This is a genomic window from Mesorhizobium sp. M0478 (genome assembly GCF_040321305.1).
Taxonomy (GTDB): domain Bacteria; phylum Pseudomonadota; class Alphaproteobacteria; order Rhizobiales; family Rhizobiaceae; genus Mesorhizobium.
Map to the genome: position 1 here is coordinate 111,075 of NZ_JAMYRH010000005.1, position 15,441 is coordinate 126,515.

At 62.1% G+C, this 15,441-nt stretch carries 17 protein-coding genes and 2 pseudogenes; 13 read left to right on the forward strand and 6 right to left on the reverse strand.

What is annotated here, in order from left to right; all coding sequences use genetic code 11:
- Positions 1-5: 5 nt before the first annotated feature.
- The gene (locus NKI64_RS14105) at positions 6-905 is read right to left on the reverse strand and encodes a DMT family transporter (RefSeq protein ID WP_245260711.1); all 900 of its coding nucleotides are present in this window, start codon (positions 903-905) and stop codon (positions 6-8) included.
- A gap of 138 nt (positions 906-1,043) precedes the next feature.
- Here NKI64_RS14105 and NKI64_RS14110 point away from each other — a divergent pair, with 138 nt between their 5' ends.
- Positions 1,044-1,532, forward strand: coding sequence for an Lrp/AsnC family transcriptional regulator (locus NKI64_RS14110; RefSeq protein WP_031261805.1), 489 nt, complete (start codon positions 1,044-1,046; stop codon positions 1,530-1,532).
- 40 nt (positions 1,533-1,572) lie between these two features.
- On the opposite strand, the pseudogene NKI64_RS14115 reads toward NKI64_RS14110, so the two are convergent.
- Positions 1,573-1,728: pseudogene (locus NKI64_RS14115) on the reverse strand (winged helix-turn-helix transcriptional regulator); the annotation flags it as partial.
- A gap of 8 nt (positions 1,729-1,736) precedes the next feature.
- Here NKI64_RS14115 and NKI64_RS14120 point away from each other — a divergent pair.
- Positions 1,737-2,005: pseudogene (locus NKI64_RS14120) on the forward strand (zinc-binding alcohol dehydrogenase family protein); the annotation flags it as partial.
- Positions 2,006-2,118: 113 nt separating this feature from the next.
- On the opposite strand, the gene NKI64_RS14125 reads toward NKI64_RS14120, so the two are convergent.
- The 3 genes from NKI64_RS14125 to NKI64_RS14135 form a co-directional block, all read right to left on the reverse strand.
- Positions 2,119-3,606 carry an N-acetylmuramidase domain-containing protein gene (locus NKI64_RS14125; protein WP_023727562.1) on the reverse strand — a complete coding sequence of 496 codons (1,488 nt, stop codon included), beginning with the start codon at positions 3,604-3,606 and terminating at the stop codon, positions 2,119-2,121.
- Positions 3,607-3,800: 194 nt separating this feature from the next.
- Entirely contained in the window at positions 3,801-4,466 is a 666-nt protein-coding gene (locus NKI64_RS14130; RefSeq protein ID WP_023727563.1) for a uracil-DNA glycosylase, read from the reverse strand.
- The gene (locus NKI64_RS14135; protein WP_023670234.1) at positions 4,463-5,044 is read right to left on the reverse strand and encodes a LabA-like NYN domain-containing protein; all 582 of its coding nucleotides are present in this window, start codon (positions 5,042-5,044) and stop codon (positions 4,463-4,465) included. The genes NKI64_RS14130 and NKI64_RS14135 overlap by 4 nt, the downstream gene beginning before the upstream one ends.
- A 330-nt stretch (positions 5,045-5,374) precedes the next feature.
- On the opposite strand from NKI64_RS14135, the gene rpoZ reads away from it, so the two are divergent.
- The 11 genes from rpoZ to recO all read left to right on the forward strand — a co-directional run bounded on the left by rpoZ (position 5,375) and on the right by recO (position 14,811).
- The gene (rpoZ, locus tag NKI64_RS14140) at positions 5,375-5,776 is read left to right on the forward strand and encodes a DNA-directed RNA polymerase subunit omega (RefSeq protein ID WP_023670235.1); all 402 of its coding nucleotides are present in this window, start codon (positions 5,375-5,377) and stop codon (positions 5,774-5,776) included.
- A gap of 127 nt (positions 5,777-5,903) precedes the next feature.
- Complete coding sequence (locus tag NKI64_RS14145; protein WP_023670236.1) at positions 5,904-8,135, forward strand: RelA/SpoT family protein; 2,232 nt, start codon at positions 5,904-5,906, stop codon at positions 8,133-8,135.
- Positions 8,136-8,244: 109 nt separating this feature from the next.
- Complete coding sequence (gene pyrE, locus NKI64_RS14150) at positions 8,245-8,823, forward strand: orotate phosphoribosyltransferase (protein ID WP_023670237.1); 579 nt, start codon at positions 8,245-8,247, stop codon at positions 8,821-8,823.
- An 11-nt stretch (positions 8,824-8,834) separates the two neighbouring features.
- Positions 8,835-9,215, forward strand: coding sequence for a VOC family protein (locus tag NKI64_RS14155; RefSeq protein WP_023702681.1), 381 nt, complete (start codon positions 8,835-8,837; stop codon positions 9,213-9,215).
- Between the two features lie 289 nt (positions 9,216-9,504).
- Positions 9,505-10,089: a DUF2062 domain-containing protein gene (locus NKI64_RS14160; RefSeq protein WP_023709783.1), complete on the forward strand. Its 585-nt coding sequence runs from the start codon at positions 9,505-9,507 to the stop codon at positions 10,087-10,089.
- The gene (gene acpS, locus NKI64_RS14165; protein ID WP_023670240.1) at positions 10,086-10,499 is read left to right on the forward strand and encodes a holo-ACP synthase; all 414 of its coding nucleotides are present in this window, start codon (positions 10,086-10,088) and stop codon (positions 10,497-10,499) included. The genes NKI64_RS14160 and acpS overlap by 4 nt, the downstream gene beginning before the upstream one ends.
- Before the next feature lie 90 nt (positions 10,500-10,589).
- Positions 10,590-11,339, forward strand: a complete 750-nt coding sequence (lepB, locus tag NKI64_RS14170; protein ID WP_023670241.1) for a signal peptidase I — start codon at positions 10,590-10,592, stop codon at positions 11,337-11,339.
- Positions 11,339-12,055 carry a ribonuclease III gene (gene rnc, locus NKI64_RS14175; RefSeq protein ID WP_023692856.1) on the forward strand — a complete coding sequence of 239 codons (717 nt, stop codon included), beginning with the start codon at positions 11,339-11,341 and terminating at the stop codon, positions 12,053-12,055. The genes lepB and rnc overlap by 1 nt, the downstream gene beginning before the upstream one ends.
- Entirely contained in the window at positions 12,052-12,978 is a 927-nt protein-coding gene (era, locus tag NKI64_RS14180; protein ID WP_023670243.1) for a GTPase Era, read from the forward strand. Before rnc ends, era begins: the two co-directional genes overlap by 4 nt.
- Before the next feature lie 45 nt (positions 12,979-13,023).
- Positions 13,024-13,917, forward strand: a complete 894-nt coding sequence (locus NKI64_RS14185) for an aminoglycoside phosphotransferase family protein (protein ID WP_352668443.1) — start codon at positions 13,024-13,026, stop codon at positions 13,915-13,917.
- Positions 13,918-14,019: 102 nt separating this feature from the next.
- Entirely contained in the window at positions 14,020-14,811 is a 792-nt protein-coding gene (gene recO / locus NKI64_RS14190) for a DNA repair protein RecO (protein WP_023692858.1), read from the forward strand.
- 100 nt (positions 14,812-14,911) lie between these two features.
- Here recO and NKI64_RS14195 read toward each other — a convergent pair whose 3' ends face one another.
- Positions 14,912-15,376 (reverse strand): NUDIX hydrolase, encoded by a 465-nt coding sequence (locus tag NKI64_RS14195; protein WP_023687287.1) that lies wholly within the window; start codon positions 15,374-15,376, stop codon positions 14,912-14,914.
- Positions 15,377-15,441: the final 65 nt, after the last annotated feature.

The window sequence follows — 15,441 nt, forward strand, 5'->3', positions numbered from 1 at the left end:
CAGTCTTACGCAGGCTTGGGAACAGGCCTGGAAAGAGCCGAAAAAGCCATCCCCGCGGCCATGATCAGTATGGCGGCGAACTGGGCGCGGGTCGGCGTCTCGCCGAGCACCGTCATCGCGATCAGCACGGTTGCGATCGGCACGCATGGCATGAACAGCGATGCCGCCTGCGACCCCAGCTGCCGGACGATATAGGTGTACAGGAACATGGCGGCCGCACCTGCCAAAAACCCTTGAATGACGATCTGGCTGGCAATCTCGGCCACTGATGCCGCGCGGAGGCCGCTTGGGGCAAAGAAATAGAGCAACGGCAGCGGCACGCATGACAGCAGCACCACCGTTGCGGTCGCCGCAACCGGATCGACGCGCCAGCGCCGCACGAGAACGGCATAGGCGGCAAACATCGCGCCCGATGCGATGAACAGCAGATCACCGGAGAAGACATCCTTCATACCGCCACCGGTGTGCGCTGGCGCAATGAACAGGATCAGCCCGGCGATGATGGCGGCGACGCCGATGGTTTGCTGGCGCGAGGTTTTCTCCCTCGTGGCGATGCGCGACAGCACGAATGAGAAGAACACGATCGAGGCAGGGCAAAGTGCGGCACCATGCGCTGCCGGCGCATAGGTCAGTCCCCAATTGATGATGATAGGGTAGGGCAGTCCGGCCAGTGCCGCCAGCGTCAAGGCACGCCTCCAGCCCAATGCCTTGCCAGTCGCCCGGCCGTTTCTCCAGACGACCAGCAGCATGACCATGCCGGCGCCGGCAAAGCGCAACGTTGCCAAATCGGTCGCGGTCAGATGTTCCCGCAGGCTGAAGCGGGCGGCGACGAACTGCACGGCGTAGATGCCGATCATGGCCAGGCCAGCAAGGATTGCCGGCTTCGTGTTTCGGTCCTCTGTCACGCGCATTCTTGTCCCGCTCGATCCTGCCAGCGGAAGGGTACTTCCTCCAGACGGCTTTCGTTGAAAACGCAGCCTATTGTCGAAAATGGTGCGTCAAAATATGCTGTTTTCGCAATGTGGAAGTGAAAGTCACGCGATATGGGCGCTGCAAACGTGAATCATGAATCCGATCAGCTCGACGCCATCGATCGCAGCCTGCTTCGGTTGCTGCAGGAGGACGGGCGTCGCACGACGCTTGACCTAGCAGCCCGTGTCGGCCTGTCGCCGACCGGCACCAGCCAGCGGGTGAAGCGCCTGTTTCGTGACGGTTTAATCACCGCGGTCCGGGCTGTGCTCAACCCGCAAAAGATCGGCCGCGGCACGCTTGTCTTCATCGAAGTCAGGCTCGACCAGGCGGCGCCGCATGTGTTCGACCGTTTCGCCGAAGCGGTGGCGAAAGCTCCCGAAGTGCTGGAATGCCACATGGTCGTTGGCGGCTTCGACTATCTGGTGAAGGCGCGCATTTCAGAAATGGCCGCTTATCAGGATTTTTTGAAGCGCGTGATCCTGCCGCTGCCCGGTGTCAGGGAAACGCACACCTATACGTCGATATCGGATATAAAGCCGGACGCGCTGCTGCCGGTGTGAGACGGGCCGGACCAACGCAAGCGGTTGCCACGCCTCCGCTTCAAGCGGCCTGGGAAACCTCCGGCGCCAGCGTCACATTCCCATCGCCCCAGACCTTCAGCGCGGTGATCACGGGCTCCAGGCTTCGGCCACGAGGCGTCAGGCTGTACTCGACCTTCGGCGGCATCTGCGCATAGACCTTGCGGGCGATGAGCCCAGTCTGGCTCGCTCGGCTATGCGCACGCGGCAGCGCTGCCGCCGACGGCGATCACAGCCTTCGAGGCGTTGTTCGACCGCCTCAATGTGAAGAAGCCTGTCGCGAGCGCTACGAATACCATATCTGACTGTGATCGCCACCGCATCGGGGCCCGAAACGCGACTGGGTGCTTGGGCTTGGCGCCCATCATGTCGTCGACCATTCCAAGCCGCTCGCCGCTCAGGTTGCAGCCCTAGGCATCGGCGCACCGGCCTTTGTGTTCTCGACCACCAACACCGCTGGCGGGATTTTGATCCGAGATCGCCAGCCCGACCTAGCTCCGCAGGTTCTATCAACGAACATCGCTTCGGTCGGCACGCCTTTGGATTGTAGCGTGAGGAGGTGCCATAACTATGCGGATCCCAGCGCGGCCGGAGTCGTCTCGACCGTCAGCGATTTCGGCACCGGAGTTCCAGCCGTTGCAAGCCCTCCCGCGAGACCGCCCGGAGATGGCTGGCGAGGCAATTTGGCTAGTTTACCCTTGAAATTGTAAGCATCTTCCAGTTTTGGACCGTACACTGCCCCGTCGCCGTTGTAGGCCTGTCCAAAGTCTAGCCATTTCCTGTTCCGAATTTCATCGATGAGATTGTTCGACTTGCAGAAATCCGCGAACCCTAGGACCTGCCATCGCTCGTCTGTAGCGAATGCGTCCGCCAATGCCGACGCGGAAGCGTATCCACATATCTTGTGGTTGAACCCCATTATTTGGGGGCCACCAAAGCTGGACGACAGGCAGACCTTTTCTCGTGAAGATAGCGTTTCGGCAAAACGAAAAGCTTTGTACTCGACGCTCTGGTCATCAACATGGGACGATTGCCAAGCGTCTTTGGTCGAAACGCGGAACTTGTGATTCTTATGGGAGGCGCCGGGGATCCCGGCGTGTCCGCCAAATTGAAAATACTTATCGAATTGGGCAACGTTTGTCGCGCCCCAGTATTTGAATAATTTGTGATTTTCAAACCGCAGCACCGGCAGGCCGAGTGTGAATTTACGGCCGCCACTTTCAACGTACCACACGGCGAGCGCTGCGACCGGATCGATGCTGGTCAGCTTACCGAAGGTTTCGATCAGCCCGCCAACCCGATTGTATGTTTCGGCCAGCGCGCGCAACGTACCCTTGGTGCCCGTCGTGTCGATGAACAATGCAGGTGTTAAGGTGGCTTGCACCATTCCGGTGTCGTCCTTGTAATACCCGGATGGGGCGGCGGTTTCCGTCAATGCCAAAGGTGTGAAAGCCACAAGTGCCGAACTCGATACGGATGTCGGCTTGGCGCCCGCGCTAAGCGCGACTTCGTCCTTGTCCCCGAAACGCGATTTCATCGTCTCGTCTATGTGATGCCATGTATAGATGCTCGCAGCCGTTGCGGCAGACTGAAGCTGAACATGGCCGGAGTCTTGATGTTGAAAGTAGTAGCCCGCTGTCAGGCCGAGCTTGACGGCCTGTTCGGCGTAGAATTTGTAGCAGGGGTCGCCCCCGTTCTCCACCATTTTGCCGTTGCGATAACAGTAGCAATCCGCAGCCTCACCCCACTGATGCCATCCGGCACCGGGTAGGGCACTGGTCAGCCAGTCAGCCTGTCTGGCAATGTTGCGATATTGCAAAAGAACAGATGCCAGCCAAGGCGCGCCGTCATTTTTCATCTTCTTTGCTGCGGCATCGATGTCCGCCGGCTTCCGTTTGTCCCATCTGCAGTAGTATTCCGCCTGCTTCTGCGGAGTACGAAGTCCTTGTGATACCCGGAATTCATATCCGGCCGCCCTGCAAATATCCAAAAGAGATGACAGTTTTTCTGCGAATCCTGGCTCCAAGCCAAACCCGCTAGTGTCCGAAATCGACATCCGAGAACCCCCGCCCTCAATTATACTGACAATCTATTGATAGTTGTTTGGAAGTCAACAAGGAGGAGAGATCGTACCAGGCTGGCGAGACGGCGGTCTCCAGCGCAGACGACCCAAAACGTGTCAAGCGCCGATCGGGACAGGCAAGACAGGACGTGCCGGAAGGGCCTCAAGGCCCCTGAAGGTGCTCGGCACTATGTCCGCAGGAACTCAGCGATGTCGCTGAAAACCTTGACGAACATCGTCTCCGTCAAGACACCGGTGTTGGTGTTGTAGCGCGAGCAGTGATAGCTGGAAAACAGCGTGACGCCGCCGGCCGGCAACTGACCGCCGTGCTTGAACGGATAGGCGGCGACGCGCTGGCCCAGCGCCCTGACGGTCGACTGGTGGGCGATGGAGCCCAGCGCCAGCAGGGCGCGCAGTTTGGGAAAGCGTGCAATCGTCGGCACCAGAAAGCTGCGGCAAGTGGCGATCTCGGCGCCGACCGGCTTGTTTTCAGGCGGCACGCAGCGCACCGCATTGGTGATCGCGGTGCCGATCAGTTCGAGCCCGTCATCCGGCCGCGCCTTGAACTCGCCGCGGGCAAGACCGTGAGCGATCATCGTTGAGTAGAGCAGGTCGCCGGCATAGTCGCCGGTGAACGGTCGCCCGGTGCGGTTGGCGCCGCGCAGGCCGGGCGCCAGCCCGACGATCAGCAGCTCGACGGCGTCCTCGCCATCAGGCGGCAGGAAAGTCGGCACCGGCGCATTGAACCACGACGGCTCGCGCTGCCGCCAGTCTGCGATGAAATCATGCAGGCGCGGGCAGAGCGGGCAGTCGCGGTCGGGTTCGGGAGCGGCGTCCAAGGCCGCCGCCGTCAATAGTCTTCCTCTTCGACTTCGGCCGGCTCGGGCCTGCGCACCGGCCGTTCGGAGGGATCGCGGCCGACCTCGTTCTTCAGCGAGGTCAAATCGATGAAATGGTCGGCCTGGCGGCGCAGATCGTCCGAGATCATCGGTGGTTGCGAGGCCATGGTGGAGACGATCGAGACCTTGCGGCCGCGCCGCTGCAGCGCTTCGACCAGTGTGCGGAAGTCGCCGTCGCCGGAGAAGATGACATAGTGATCGACAACATCGGCAAGTTCGAGCGCATCGACGGTCAGTTCGATGTCCATATTGCCCTTGATCTTGCGGCGGCCGGTCGAGTCGGTGAATTCCTTGGCCGGCTTGGTCACCACCTTGAAGCCATTGTAGTCGAGCCAGTCGATCAAAGGGCGGATCGAAGAGTATTCCTGATCCTCGACCAGAGCGGTGTAGTAATAGGCGCGCAGCAAATAGCCGCGCTTCTGGAAGCTGGACAGCAGTTTGCGGTAGTCTATGTCGAAGCCGAGTGCGCGCGAGGTGGCGTAGAGATTGGCGCCGTCTATGAAAAGAGCGATTTTTTCACGGGGGTCGAACATGGCAATATTCCTTTTTCGAAATAGGTGGCGGACTAATCGAAATGGGTCGTTATATCGGTCGGCTCGTAAATAAACCGGCTGACCTTTCGTCAACCGAGATAGCGCCAGTTTTACGGCAATCCAAGGGTGCCGGGGCGCACTGCAAGCAATTGTGATCGGAGCCGTGTCGTCGCCGGTAGGCGGGCTTTGCCGGCAAGGCATTCACCGGCGCCAGAGACTGGCATTCGCCAGCCGATGGGGCCACGGCGCCATAATGCTTGTATTTTGGCGGCGTTCGGGTTATGGACCGCGCCTGTTTTCCATCAAATCCAGGCATGAAAGGGGCAATCAATGGCCCGCGTAACCGTTGAAGACTGCATCGACAAGGTCGACAACCGCTTCGAGCTCGTGCTGCTCGCCGGCCACCGTGCCCGCCAGATCAGCCAGGGCGCGCCGATCACCGTGCCCCGCGACAACGACAAGAACCCGGTCGTAGCGCTGCGCGAGATCGCCGACGAGACGCTGTCGCCCGACGACCTCAAGGAAGATCTGATCCACTCGCTGCAGAAGCATGTCGAGGTCGACGAGCCCGAGGCCGACGGCGAGGCGATCGCCGACCAGACCGGCAACGCAGTTGCAGCTACCGATGCCGACGACGCCGAAGAAAACGTCACCTTCGATCGCATGACCGAGGAAGACCTTTTGGCCGGCATCGAGGGCCTGGTTCCCCCGGAAAAGAGCGACGACTACTAATCGCTGCCCTGGACCTGCCGGGAATATGGTTCCGGCACTTCCGTCCCGTGAGTTTCGTGGCTATCTATGAGATGCGCCGTACATCAGTGCGGCGCATCAATCATTTCAGCACCGTGAGAACCCGCCCATGATGCGTCAGTATGAGCTTGTCGAGCGCGTTGCGCGCTACAAGCCTGACGTCAACGAGGCGTTGCTCAACAAGGCCTATGTCTACGCCATGCAGAAGCATGGCCACCAGAAGCGCGCTTCCGGCGATCCCTATTTCTCGCATCCGCTCGAAGTCGCCGCCATCCTCACCGAAATGCACATGGACGAGGCGACGATCGCCGTCGCCTTGCTGCATGACACGATCGAGGACACCACCGCGACGCGGGCCGAGATCGACGATCTGTTCGGCCCCGAAATGGGCAAGCTGGTCGAAGGCCTGACCAAGCTGAAGAAGCTCGATCTCGTCTCCAAGAAGGCCGAGCAGGCGGAAAACCTGCGCAAGCTGTTGCTGGCCATCTCGGAGGATGTCCGCGTTCTGCTGGTCAAGCTCGCCGACCGGCTGCACAACATGCGCACCCTCGACCACATGCCCGAGGCCAAGCGCCTGCGCATCGCCGAGGAGACGATGGACATCTACGCGCCGCTGGCCGGGCGCATGGGCATGCAAGGCATGCGTGAGGAGCTGGAAGAGATCGCCTTCCGCTTCATCAATCCGGAAGCCTACCGCGCCGTCACCGCGCGGCTTGCCGAGATATTCGAGCGCAACAAGGGTGTGCTGACCGACATCGAAAAGGCGCTGTCGGCGCTGTTCGAGAAGCATGCCATCAATGCCGGGGTGAAGAGCCGGCAGAAGAAGCCGTGGTCGGTGTTCCGCAAGATGGAGGCCAAGGCGCTGTCCTTCGAGCAGCTCTCGGACATCTTCGGCTTCCGCGTCGTCGTCGACAGCGTCGAAGACTGTTACCGCGCGCTCGGCGCCATCCACACCACATGGTCGATGGTGCCTGGCCGCTTCAAGGACTACATTTCTACGCCCAAGCAGAACGACTACCGTTCGATCCACACCACCATTGTCGGCCCGTCGCGCCAGCGCGTCGAACTGCAGATCCGCACCCGCGAGATGAACAAGATCGCCGAATATGGCGTCGCCGCCCATTCGATCTACAAGGACACCGGCGGCAAGACGAACGGCGCCGCCCATGCGATCTCGAAGGAGACCAACGCCTATGCCTGGCTGCGGCGCACCATCGAGCAACTGGCAGAAGGCGACAACCCGGAAGACTTCCTCGAAAATACCAAGCTGGAGCTGTTCCAGGACCAGGTATTCTGCTTCACGCCGAAAGGCATGCTGATTGCGCTGCCGCGCGGCGCCACGCCCATCGACTTCGCCTATGCCGTGCACACCGATGTCGGCGACACCTGCGTCGGTGCCAAGGTCAACGGCCGCATCATGCCGCTAATGACGGAACTGAAGAACGGCGACGAGGTCGAGATCATCCGCTCCAAGGCGCAAGTGCCGCCGGCGGCGTGGGAGTCGGTGGTGGTCACCGGCAAGGCGCGTTCAGCCATCCGCCGCGCCACCAAGAACGCCATTCGCAAGCAATATTCAGGTCTTGGTGCCCGCATTCTCGAGCGCGCCTTCGAACGCGCCGGCAAGACCTTCACCAAGGAAAGCCTGAAGCCGGTGCTGCACCGGCTGGCGCGCAAGGACATCGAGGATGTGCTGGCCTCGGTCGGGCGCGGCGAACTTGCCTCGACCGACGTCATGAAGGCCGTCTTCCCAGACTACAAGGACGAGCGCGTCACCGTCAGCGCCCCCAAGCAGCGCGAGGAGGGCTGGTCGAAGATCCGCAACGCCGCCGGCATGCTGTTCCAGATGCCCGGCACACGAGCCGCGCGCAAGGACAAGGACCAGCCGCGCGATGGCGCGGTGCCGATCCGCGGCGTGCGCGGCGACCTGCCGGTGCGTTTCGCGCCGGAAGGGGCCGTGCCTGGCGACCGCATCGTCGGCATTGTCCAGCCGGGCACCGGCATCACCATCTATCCCATCCAGTCGCCGGCGCTGCAGGCCTTCGACGACCAGCCGGAGCGCTGGATCGACGTGCGCTGGGACATTGACGAGCAGACCAAGGAGCGCTTTCCGGCGCGCGTCTCGGTCACCGCCATCAACGCGCCGGGCTCGCTCGCCGACATCGCCCAGGTCGTTGCCTCCAACGACGCCAACATTCATACGCTGTCGATGGTGCGCACCGCGCCCGACTTCACCGAAATGCTGATCGATCTCGAAGTCTGGGATCTGAAGCACCTCAACCGGCTGCTGTCGCAGCTCAAGGATAATTCGAGCGTCAGCGATGCGCGGCGTGTGAATGGGTGAATAGTGAATAGTGAATAGTGAATAGTGAAAGAAGGCGTTCTCACTACCATTCACCATTCACCAATTCACCATTCACCATTCACCATTCACCATGGACATGGGGCGAGTTATGAATACCGACGAAGTTCTGGGCATTTTCCGCGAGGCAGGCGCTGTTCTGGAGGGACATTTCATCCTGACGTCGGGTCTGCGCAGCCCGGTCTTCCTGCAGAAGGCGCGCGTCTTCATGCATGCCGACAAGACCGAGCGGCTTTGCAAGGCGCTGGCCGAAAAGATCCGCAAGGCGGTGCCGGGCAAGGTCGACTACGTCGTCGGCCCGGCGATCGGCGGCCTGATCCCGGCCTATGAGACGTCGCGCCATCTCGGTGTGCCAGCAATCTGGGTGGAGCGCGAAGGCGGCGAGTTCAGGCTGCGCCGCTTTGAGATCGCGCCGGGATCGCGCGTCGTCATCGTCGAGGACATCGTCACCACTGGTCTTTCGATCCGCGAAACCATCGACTGCCTGCGCGCGATTGGCGCCGAGGTCGTGGCGGCGGCCTGCATCATCGACCGCTCGGCCGGCAAGACCAATGTCGGCGTGCCGCTGATCGCGCTTGCCGAATATGAGGTGCCGGCCTATCCCGCCGACCGCCTGCCGCCGGAACTTGCCGCCATCCCGGCGATCAAGCCGGGTAGCCGCAACATTTAGGGGACATCACCATGATCGCCGGCATCGATCATTTCGTGCTGACGGTCCGCTCGGTGGAGGACAGCTGCGCCTTCTACCAGCGGGTGCTTGGCCTCAAGCGCCTCGACGAGCCGAACCGGCCGACGGGGTTGCTGTTCGGATCGCAGAAGATCAATCTGCATCAGGCAACGCACACTTTCGAACCGAAAGCCAAGACGCCGATGCCTGGGTCCGGCGATTTCTGCCTGATCGCCGCAAGGCCGCTTGCCGAGATTTGCGCCAGTCTGGAAGCCAACGGCGTTGCCATCGAAGTCGGCCCGGTCGAGCGCACCGGCGCCCGCGGTAAGATGATGTCGGTCTATTTCCGCGATCCGGACAGCAATTTGGTCGAAGTCAGCGAATATCGGGAATAGTCTATCCGCCTCGGCGTCGTCTTCGCGCGGACATTGCCGTCGTCAGGGAGCTTTCATCGATATTGTCCTCAGTTTCGCCCCAATGGCGCTCTTGTTACCCGCCTGCGGCAGACCATCGTTACCCGCCTGCGGCAGACCATCGCGGCGGCGTTTCATTGTTCCGCCGCAAGGCAGTCGCTATATCAAAGTCGTTGTTGCCTTTCTGCGCCCTCGAAGCGCAAGATGGAGCGACCGCGCCCGGCCAGGGATGGTTGCAATTTGGGCGTGACGAACCGGGAACTGGAACAGAGTGCTTTTTCGACGCCGAAAGCCTGATGGCATTCTGGAGCGGGTGCGTACCTATCTGTGGCCGCGCCGCTCGTTTTCGCGCTCGTTGCAATATTTCTCCAAGCGCATCCTGCGGCTGAAGGCGACACCGCATGCGGTCGCGGCCGGCGTCGCGGCCGGCGTTTTCGCCTCCTTCTTTCCGCTCGGCTTCCATTTCGCCGTCGCCGCCGTGCTCTGCTGGGTAGTCGCCGGCAATCTGGTGGCCGCCGCCCTCGGCGCGGTATTCTTCGGCAATCCGCTGACTTTCCCGCTGCTGTGGGGAGCGTCCTGGGAAGTCGGCAAGCTGATCCTGCATGAACGCCTGCCCAAGAACGGACCGCCTGCGCATCTTGGTGAGATGATGCACACGCTGTCGTTTGCAAAACTGTGGCATCCGGTGCTCGAGCCGATGCTGATCGGCGCTGTGCCGCTCGGCCTGATCTTCGGGCTGATCTTCTACGGTATCACCCGCTGGGGGATGACAGCCTTTCGCGAGCAGCGCAGGAAGCGCATGGCAGAGCGGGCGCATAAGGCCGAGCACCGCGGACGGGAAGTTCCGGCGGAATGATCATCGGCATCGGCAGCGACCTGATCGACATCAGACGCATCGAAAAGTCGCTGGAACGGCATGGTCAGCGCTTCATCCAGCGCATCTACACCGAGGTCGAACAGGTCCGCTCGGAAGGCCGCAAGGGCCGCGCAGCCTCCTATGCCAAGCGCTTCGCCGCCAAGGAGGCCTGCGCCAAGGCGCTTGGCACCGGCCTGGCGCAGGGCGTGTTCTGGCGCGACATGGGGGTCGCCAACCTGCCCAGCGGCGCGCCGACGATGGCGCTGACCGGGGGAGCGGCGGCACGGCTGGCCAAAATCCTGCCACAGGGGCACAGAGCGGCGATCCACCTCACAATCACCGATGATTTCCCGCTTGCTCAAGCCTTTGTGATCATCGAGGCGTTGCCCGCCGAACAAGCGCCACATTGATTGCATCAGACGACCGCTATCTAACGCCGACTTGACGTTGCCCAGCGCGCGCCGAGACTCTATACCATCCAACGCACAATCGAGGACGACATGAGCGTGGCTGAAAAATCCGAGAAGAAATCCGGCGGGCTTGGCGAAATCGTCAGCGTCATCATCCAGGCTTTGCTGCTGGCCATGGTCATCCGCACGTTGCTATTCCAGCCCTTCTCGATCCCGTCCGGCTCTATGCGGCCGACCTTGCTCGAAGGCGACTATCTGTTCGTCACCAAATGGTCCTACGGCTTCTCGCGTTATTCGCTGCCATTCGGCCCCGACATCTTTTCCGGCCGCATCTGGGGTTCCGATCCGAAGCGCGGCGACGTGGTGGTCTTCAAGTTCCCGCCGGATCCGTCGCTCGACTACATCAAGCGCGTCGTCGGCCTGCCGGGGGACAAGATCCAGATGAAGGACGGCCAATTGTTCATCAACGGCCAGGGCGTGCCTCGTGTGAAAACCGGCCAGATCCAAAATCCTGATATCACGGAAGTGCCTGAGCCGGTCGACGTCTATCGCGAGACCCTGCCCAACGGCGTCAGCTACGACACGCTCGACCTGACACCGAATTCGATCACCGACAACACCCGCGAGTTCGTCGTGCCCCCCGGCAACTATTTCATGATGGGCGACAACCGCGACAATTCCTCCGACAGCCGCCTCAGCGTCGGCTACGTGCCGGCGGAGAACCTTGTCGGCCGCGCTAACATCGTCTTCTTCTCGATCGCCGGGAAGGCGAGCCCGCTCGAGATCTGGAAATGGCCGTCGCTGGTGCGCCTGTCGCGCCTGTTCCATTTCGTGAATTGATGGCTTTGAAGCGCCCGACGGGTGAAACTCTGGCCGATTTGGTGACAGCCAAAACCGGCCATTCCTTCCGGGATGTCCGTTTGCTCGAGACCGCGCTGACCCATTCCAGTGCGGTCAAGGCAAGCAGCAACAACCAGCGCCTCGAATTCCTTGGCGACCGCGTGCTCGGCCTGATCGTTGCCGACCTGCTTTTCGAAAAGTTTCCTGAAGCGCCGGAAGGTGAAATCGCCCCGCGCTTCAATGCCCTGGTCGATGCGCGGACATGCTCCGAGATCGGCATTGAAATGCAGCTCGAAGATCTGGTTCGGGCCGACGCTGCCTTGAAGGCGCGCTCGCGCGGCTCGGGCGGAAACTATCTGGCGGATGCGGTCGAGGCGCTGATCGCGGCGGTCTATATCGACGGCGGCCTCGATGCCGCAAGGCAATTCGTCCTGCGTTACTGGGAGCCGCGCTCGCAAAAGGTGGTGGCCAAGCCGCCCAATCCGAAATCCGACCTGCAGGAATGGATCGCCAAGACCAGCGATGTCAGGCCCGAATACGCGATCGAGAAACGCGAGGGACCTGAACATCAACCGGTTTTCACGGTGTCCGTGAAGGTCGGCGGTTTTGCGCCGGCAAGCGGCACGGGCGGCTCTCGCCGCGCAGCCGAAGAAGCGGCGGCATCGGCGTTTCTTATGCGCGAGGGCATCTGGGCCAACCAAGGGAGTGCGGCGTGACCGGCAGCGAAGATCTCCCTCCGGCAGCGGAGGCCACGCATTCCGGCTTCGTTGCCCTGATTGGGGCGCCCAATGCCGGCAAGTCGACGCTGGTCAACCAACTGGTCGGCGCCAAGGTGTCGATCGTCACCCACAAGGTGCAGACCACCCGCGCCATCGTGCGCGGCATCGCCACGCATGACAACGCGCAGATCGTCTTTGTCGATACGCCCGGCATCTTCAAGCCGAAGCGCCGGCTCGACACCGCGATGGTGACCACCGCCTGGGGTGGCGCCAAGGACGCCGATATCGTGCTTCTGCTGATCGATGCCGAGCGCGGCATCAGGGGTGACGCCGACGCCATCCTCGAGCGGCTGAAGGACGTCCGCCAGCCGATGGTGCTGATCCTCAACAAGGTCGACCGGGTCAAGCACGAGGCGCTGCTGGCCCTGGCTGCGGCAGCAAACGAAAAGGTGCCGTTCAAGCGCACCTTCATGGTCTCGGCGCTGACCGGCTCCGGCTGCAAGGATTTGCTCGACTATCTCGCGCAAGCGCTGCCGGTCGGCCCCTGGTACTATCCGGAAGACCAGATCTCGGACCTGCCGATGCGCCAACTGGCCGCCGAGATCACCCGCGAGAAGCTGTATCTGCGGCTGCATCAGGAGTTGCCCTATTCCTCGCATATCGAGACCGAGAAATGGGAAGAGAAACCGGACGGCTCGGTGCGCATCGACCAGACCATCTATGTCGAGCGCGACAGCCAGAAGAAGATCGTGCTCGGCCACAAGGGCGAGACCATCCGCGCCATCGGCCAGTCGGCGCGCATGGAAATAGCCGGCATTCTCGAGCAGAAAGTGCACCTGTTCTTGTTCGTCAAAGTGCGTGAAAACTGGGGCGACGACCCCGAACGCTACCGTGAGATGGGGCTTGAGTTTCCCCATTGAGCTTCATCGTCTAGAAATGCCGCTCCGGCAGTTTGAGACGATGACATGCCTGATCCAAAACCGACCATCGATACCGATCTCGTGCGCCGGCTGGTCAACGCGCAGTTTCCGCAATGGCGGCATCTGCCGGTGAGCCCGGTGACGTTTGGCGGTTGGGACAACCGAACCTTCCACCTCGGCAATGATATGACTCTGCGGCTGCCGAGTGCCGCACCATATGCCTTGCAGGTCGAAAAAGAGCACCGCTGGCTGCCCAGGCTGGCGCCGCTTCTGCCGCTGCCGATCCCGGTTCCACTGGCGATGGGCGAGCCTGGGGAGGACTACCCCTGGCAATGGTCCGTCTACCGCTGGATCGACGGCGAAACAGCCAAGACCGCCGAAATCGCCGATCGCCCACAGTTCGCGGTCGATCTGGCCAAGTTCCTCATTGCGCTCCGGCGGATCGATCCGGCGGGCGGGCCGCCCGCGGGCCAGCACAATTTCTTCCGCGGCGGATCGCCGAGCGTGTATGACAACCAGACAAGGGAAGCACTCCAGGCGCTGGAGGGGCAGATCGACACCCAGGCGGCCACCGCTGTCTGGGATGCGGCCCTTGCCGCCACCTGGCAAGGGTCGCCCGTCTGGTTTCACGGCGACGTCGCCTGGGGCAACCTTCTGGTCCAAAACGGCCGTTTGAGCGCCATCATCGACTTCGGCACCTCAGGCATCGGCGATCCCTCTTGCGACCTGGCGATCGCCTGGACATTCTTCCAGGGCGAGAGCCGGGAGGCATTCCGGGCTGCCATCGACGTCGATGAAGCGACCTGGGCGCGCGGCCGCGGCTGGACGCTGTGGAAAGCGCTGATCACCGTTGCCGGACACGACGCCAACCAGGCCGAGGCGGAACGATCTCGCCGCGTCATCGACGACGTTCTGGCCGATCACCGGAAATTCGCATGATCAGAGCCTTTCGACGATGTGTGGGGATCCAATGTCAGCACAGATCGCACGCGGCGCGCCAAAATCTTGATTTCGCCACGCAACCGGTGACAAGCTCCTGCCATGGAATGGCGCGACGAGGGAATCATACTCGGCACCCGCAAGCATGGCGAAACCAGCGCCATTCTCGAGGTAATGACGCGTGCGCATGGCCGCCATCTCGGCCTGGTGCGCGGCGGGCGCTCGCGCAAGCAGCAGCCGGTGCTGCAGCCCGGCAACCGCGTCGACCTTTTGTGGCGGGCACGCCTCGACGAGCATCTCGGCACCTTCCAGGCCGAGGCGATCGAGATGAATGCCGCCCGGTTGATGGACAGCGCAGTCGCCGTCTACGGCCTGCAGACCATGGCCGCGCATCTCAGGCTCCTGCCGGAGCGCGACGCCCATGGCGGCCTGTATGAGACGCTTGCCGTGATGATCGCCCATCTGGACGATTCGGATGCCGCCGGGGAACTGGTGGCGCGCTTCGAACTGCTCATCCTCGACGAACTCGGCTTCGGCCTCGATCTCAGCCAGTGCGCGGCGACCGGCGCCAGGCAGGATCTGGCCTATGTCTCGCCGAAATCCGGCCGTGCGGTGTCGCGAGCCGCCGGTGCGCCGTGGCGCGACAAGATGCTGGCGCTGCCGGCCTTCCTGCAGCGCGGCTCCGGCTTGCGGGCGGACCACGCGGCACTCGAGGACGCCTTCCATCTGACCGGTTTCTTTTTCACCCGCCATGTCTACGAGCCGCGCGGCATTGAACAGCCCGATGCCCGTGCCGGCTTCCTCGCCGCCTTGCGCAAGCATCATTCGGGCGGCAATGCCGCCACTACGGCAGACGCTGCGCCAGAAAGGGGAGGGAGACTCGGTGGGTGCTGACCTCCGCAACCGTCCAGGTTCACAGCAAAAGCTGCATGCGGCAGCATTCCCTCCCCATTGTGGGGAGGGTTAGGGTGGGGGTACTCGTAGGGCAAGAGCCTCAGCCGGCCTTGCGATGCTCCATGAAATCATCGAGGATGGCGCGCTGACCGCCGAGGATCTTGAGGCTGGCCTCCGCGAAGGAAAACCAGCCGGCCCTGTCGATTTCGGGAAATTCCCTCGTCACGCCTGACCTGGGCGGCCATTCCATCGTGAACATGTTGCTTTTAACGGCATCGGGATCGAAATCGGCTTCGACACTCCAGGCGATGACGATCTTGCCGCCGGCTTGCCGATAGCTGCCGACAGGCTCGAAATCACCCTCGATGCTGACTCCGAGTTCTTCCCCAGCCTCGCGCCGGGCGGCGGCCAACTCATCTTCATTGTCCTCGACGAGGCCCTTGGGGATCGACCAAGCGCCTTCATCCTTCCTTGCCCAGAATGGGCCGCCGGGATGGACGAGCAGAAATTCGAGAATGCCGGCCCTTGTCCGGTGGATCAGCAGCCCTGCACTTCGTTTCGGCATTCGATTTCCCCACAGTTCATCCGAGGATAGCATGGCTCCTGGGCAAGTGGCGGCGGCATGCCATT

Bases quoted from the DNA above. Each gene is read 5' to 3' on its own strand.
- NKI64_RS14110 (WP_031261805.1), top strand. From the start codon at position 1,044: ATGGGCGCTGCAAACGTGAATCATGAATCCGATCAGCTCGACGCCATC.
- NKI64_RS14125 (WP_023727562.1), bottom strand. From the start codon at position 3,606: ATGTCGATTTCGGACACTAGCGGGTTTGGCTTGGAGCCAGGATTCGCA.
- NKI64_RS14135 (WP_023670234.1), bottom strand. From the start codon at position 5,044: ATGTTCGACCCCCGTGAAAAAATCGCTCTTTTCATAGACGGCGCCAAT.
- rpoZ (WP_023670235.1), top strand. From the start codon at position 5,375: ATGGCCCGCGTAACCGTTGAAGACTGCATCGACAAGGTCGACAACCGC.
- NKI64_RS14145 (WP_023670236.1), top strand. From the start codon at position 5,904: ATGATGCGTCAGTATGAGCTTGTCGAGCGCGTTGCGCGCTACAAGCCT.
- pyrE (WP_023670237.1), top strand. From the start codon at position 8,245: ATGAATACCGACGAAGTTCTGGGCATTTTCCGCGAGGCAGGCGCTGTT.
- NKI64_RS14155 (WP_023702681.1), top strand. From the start codon at position 8,835: ATGATCGCCGGCATCGATCATTTCGTGCTGACGGTCCGCTCGGTGGAG.
- acpS (WP_023670240.1), top strand. From the start codon at position 10,086: ATGATCATCGGCATCGGCAGCGACCTGATCGACATCAGACGCATCGAA.
- lepB (WP_023670241.1), top strand. From the start codon at position 10,590: ATGAGCGTGGCTGAAAAATCCGAGAAGAAATCCGGCGGGCTTGGCGAA.
- rnc (WP_023692856.1), top strand. From the start codon at position 11,339: ATGGCTTTGAAGCGCCCGACGGGTGAAACTCTGGCCGATTTGGTGACA.
- NKI64_RS14185 (WP_352668443.1), top strand. From the start codon at position 13,024: ATGCCTGATCCAAAACCGACCATCGATACCGATCTCGTGCGCCGGCTG.
- recO (WP_023692858.1), top strand. From the start codon at position 14,020: ATGGAATGGCGCGACGAGGGAATCATACTCGGCACCCGCAAGCATGGC.
- NKI64_RS14195 (WP_023687287.1), bottom strand. From the start codon at position 15,376: ATGCCGAAACGAAGTGCAGGGCTGCTGATCCACCGGACAAGGGCCGGC.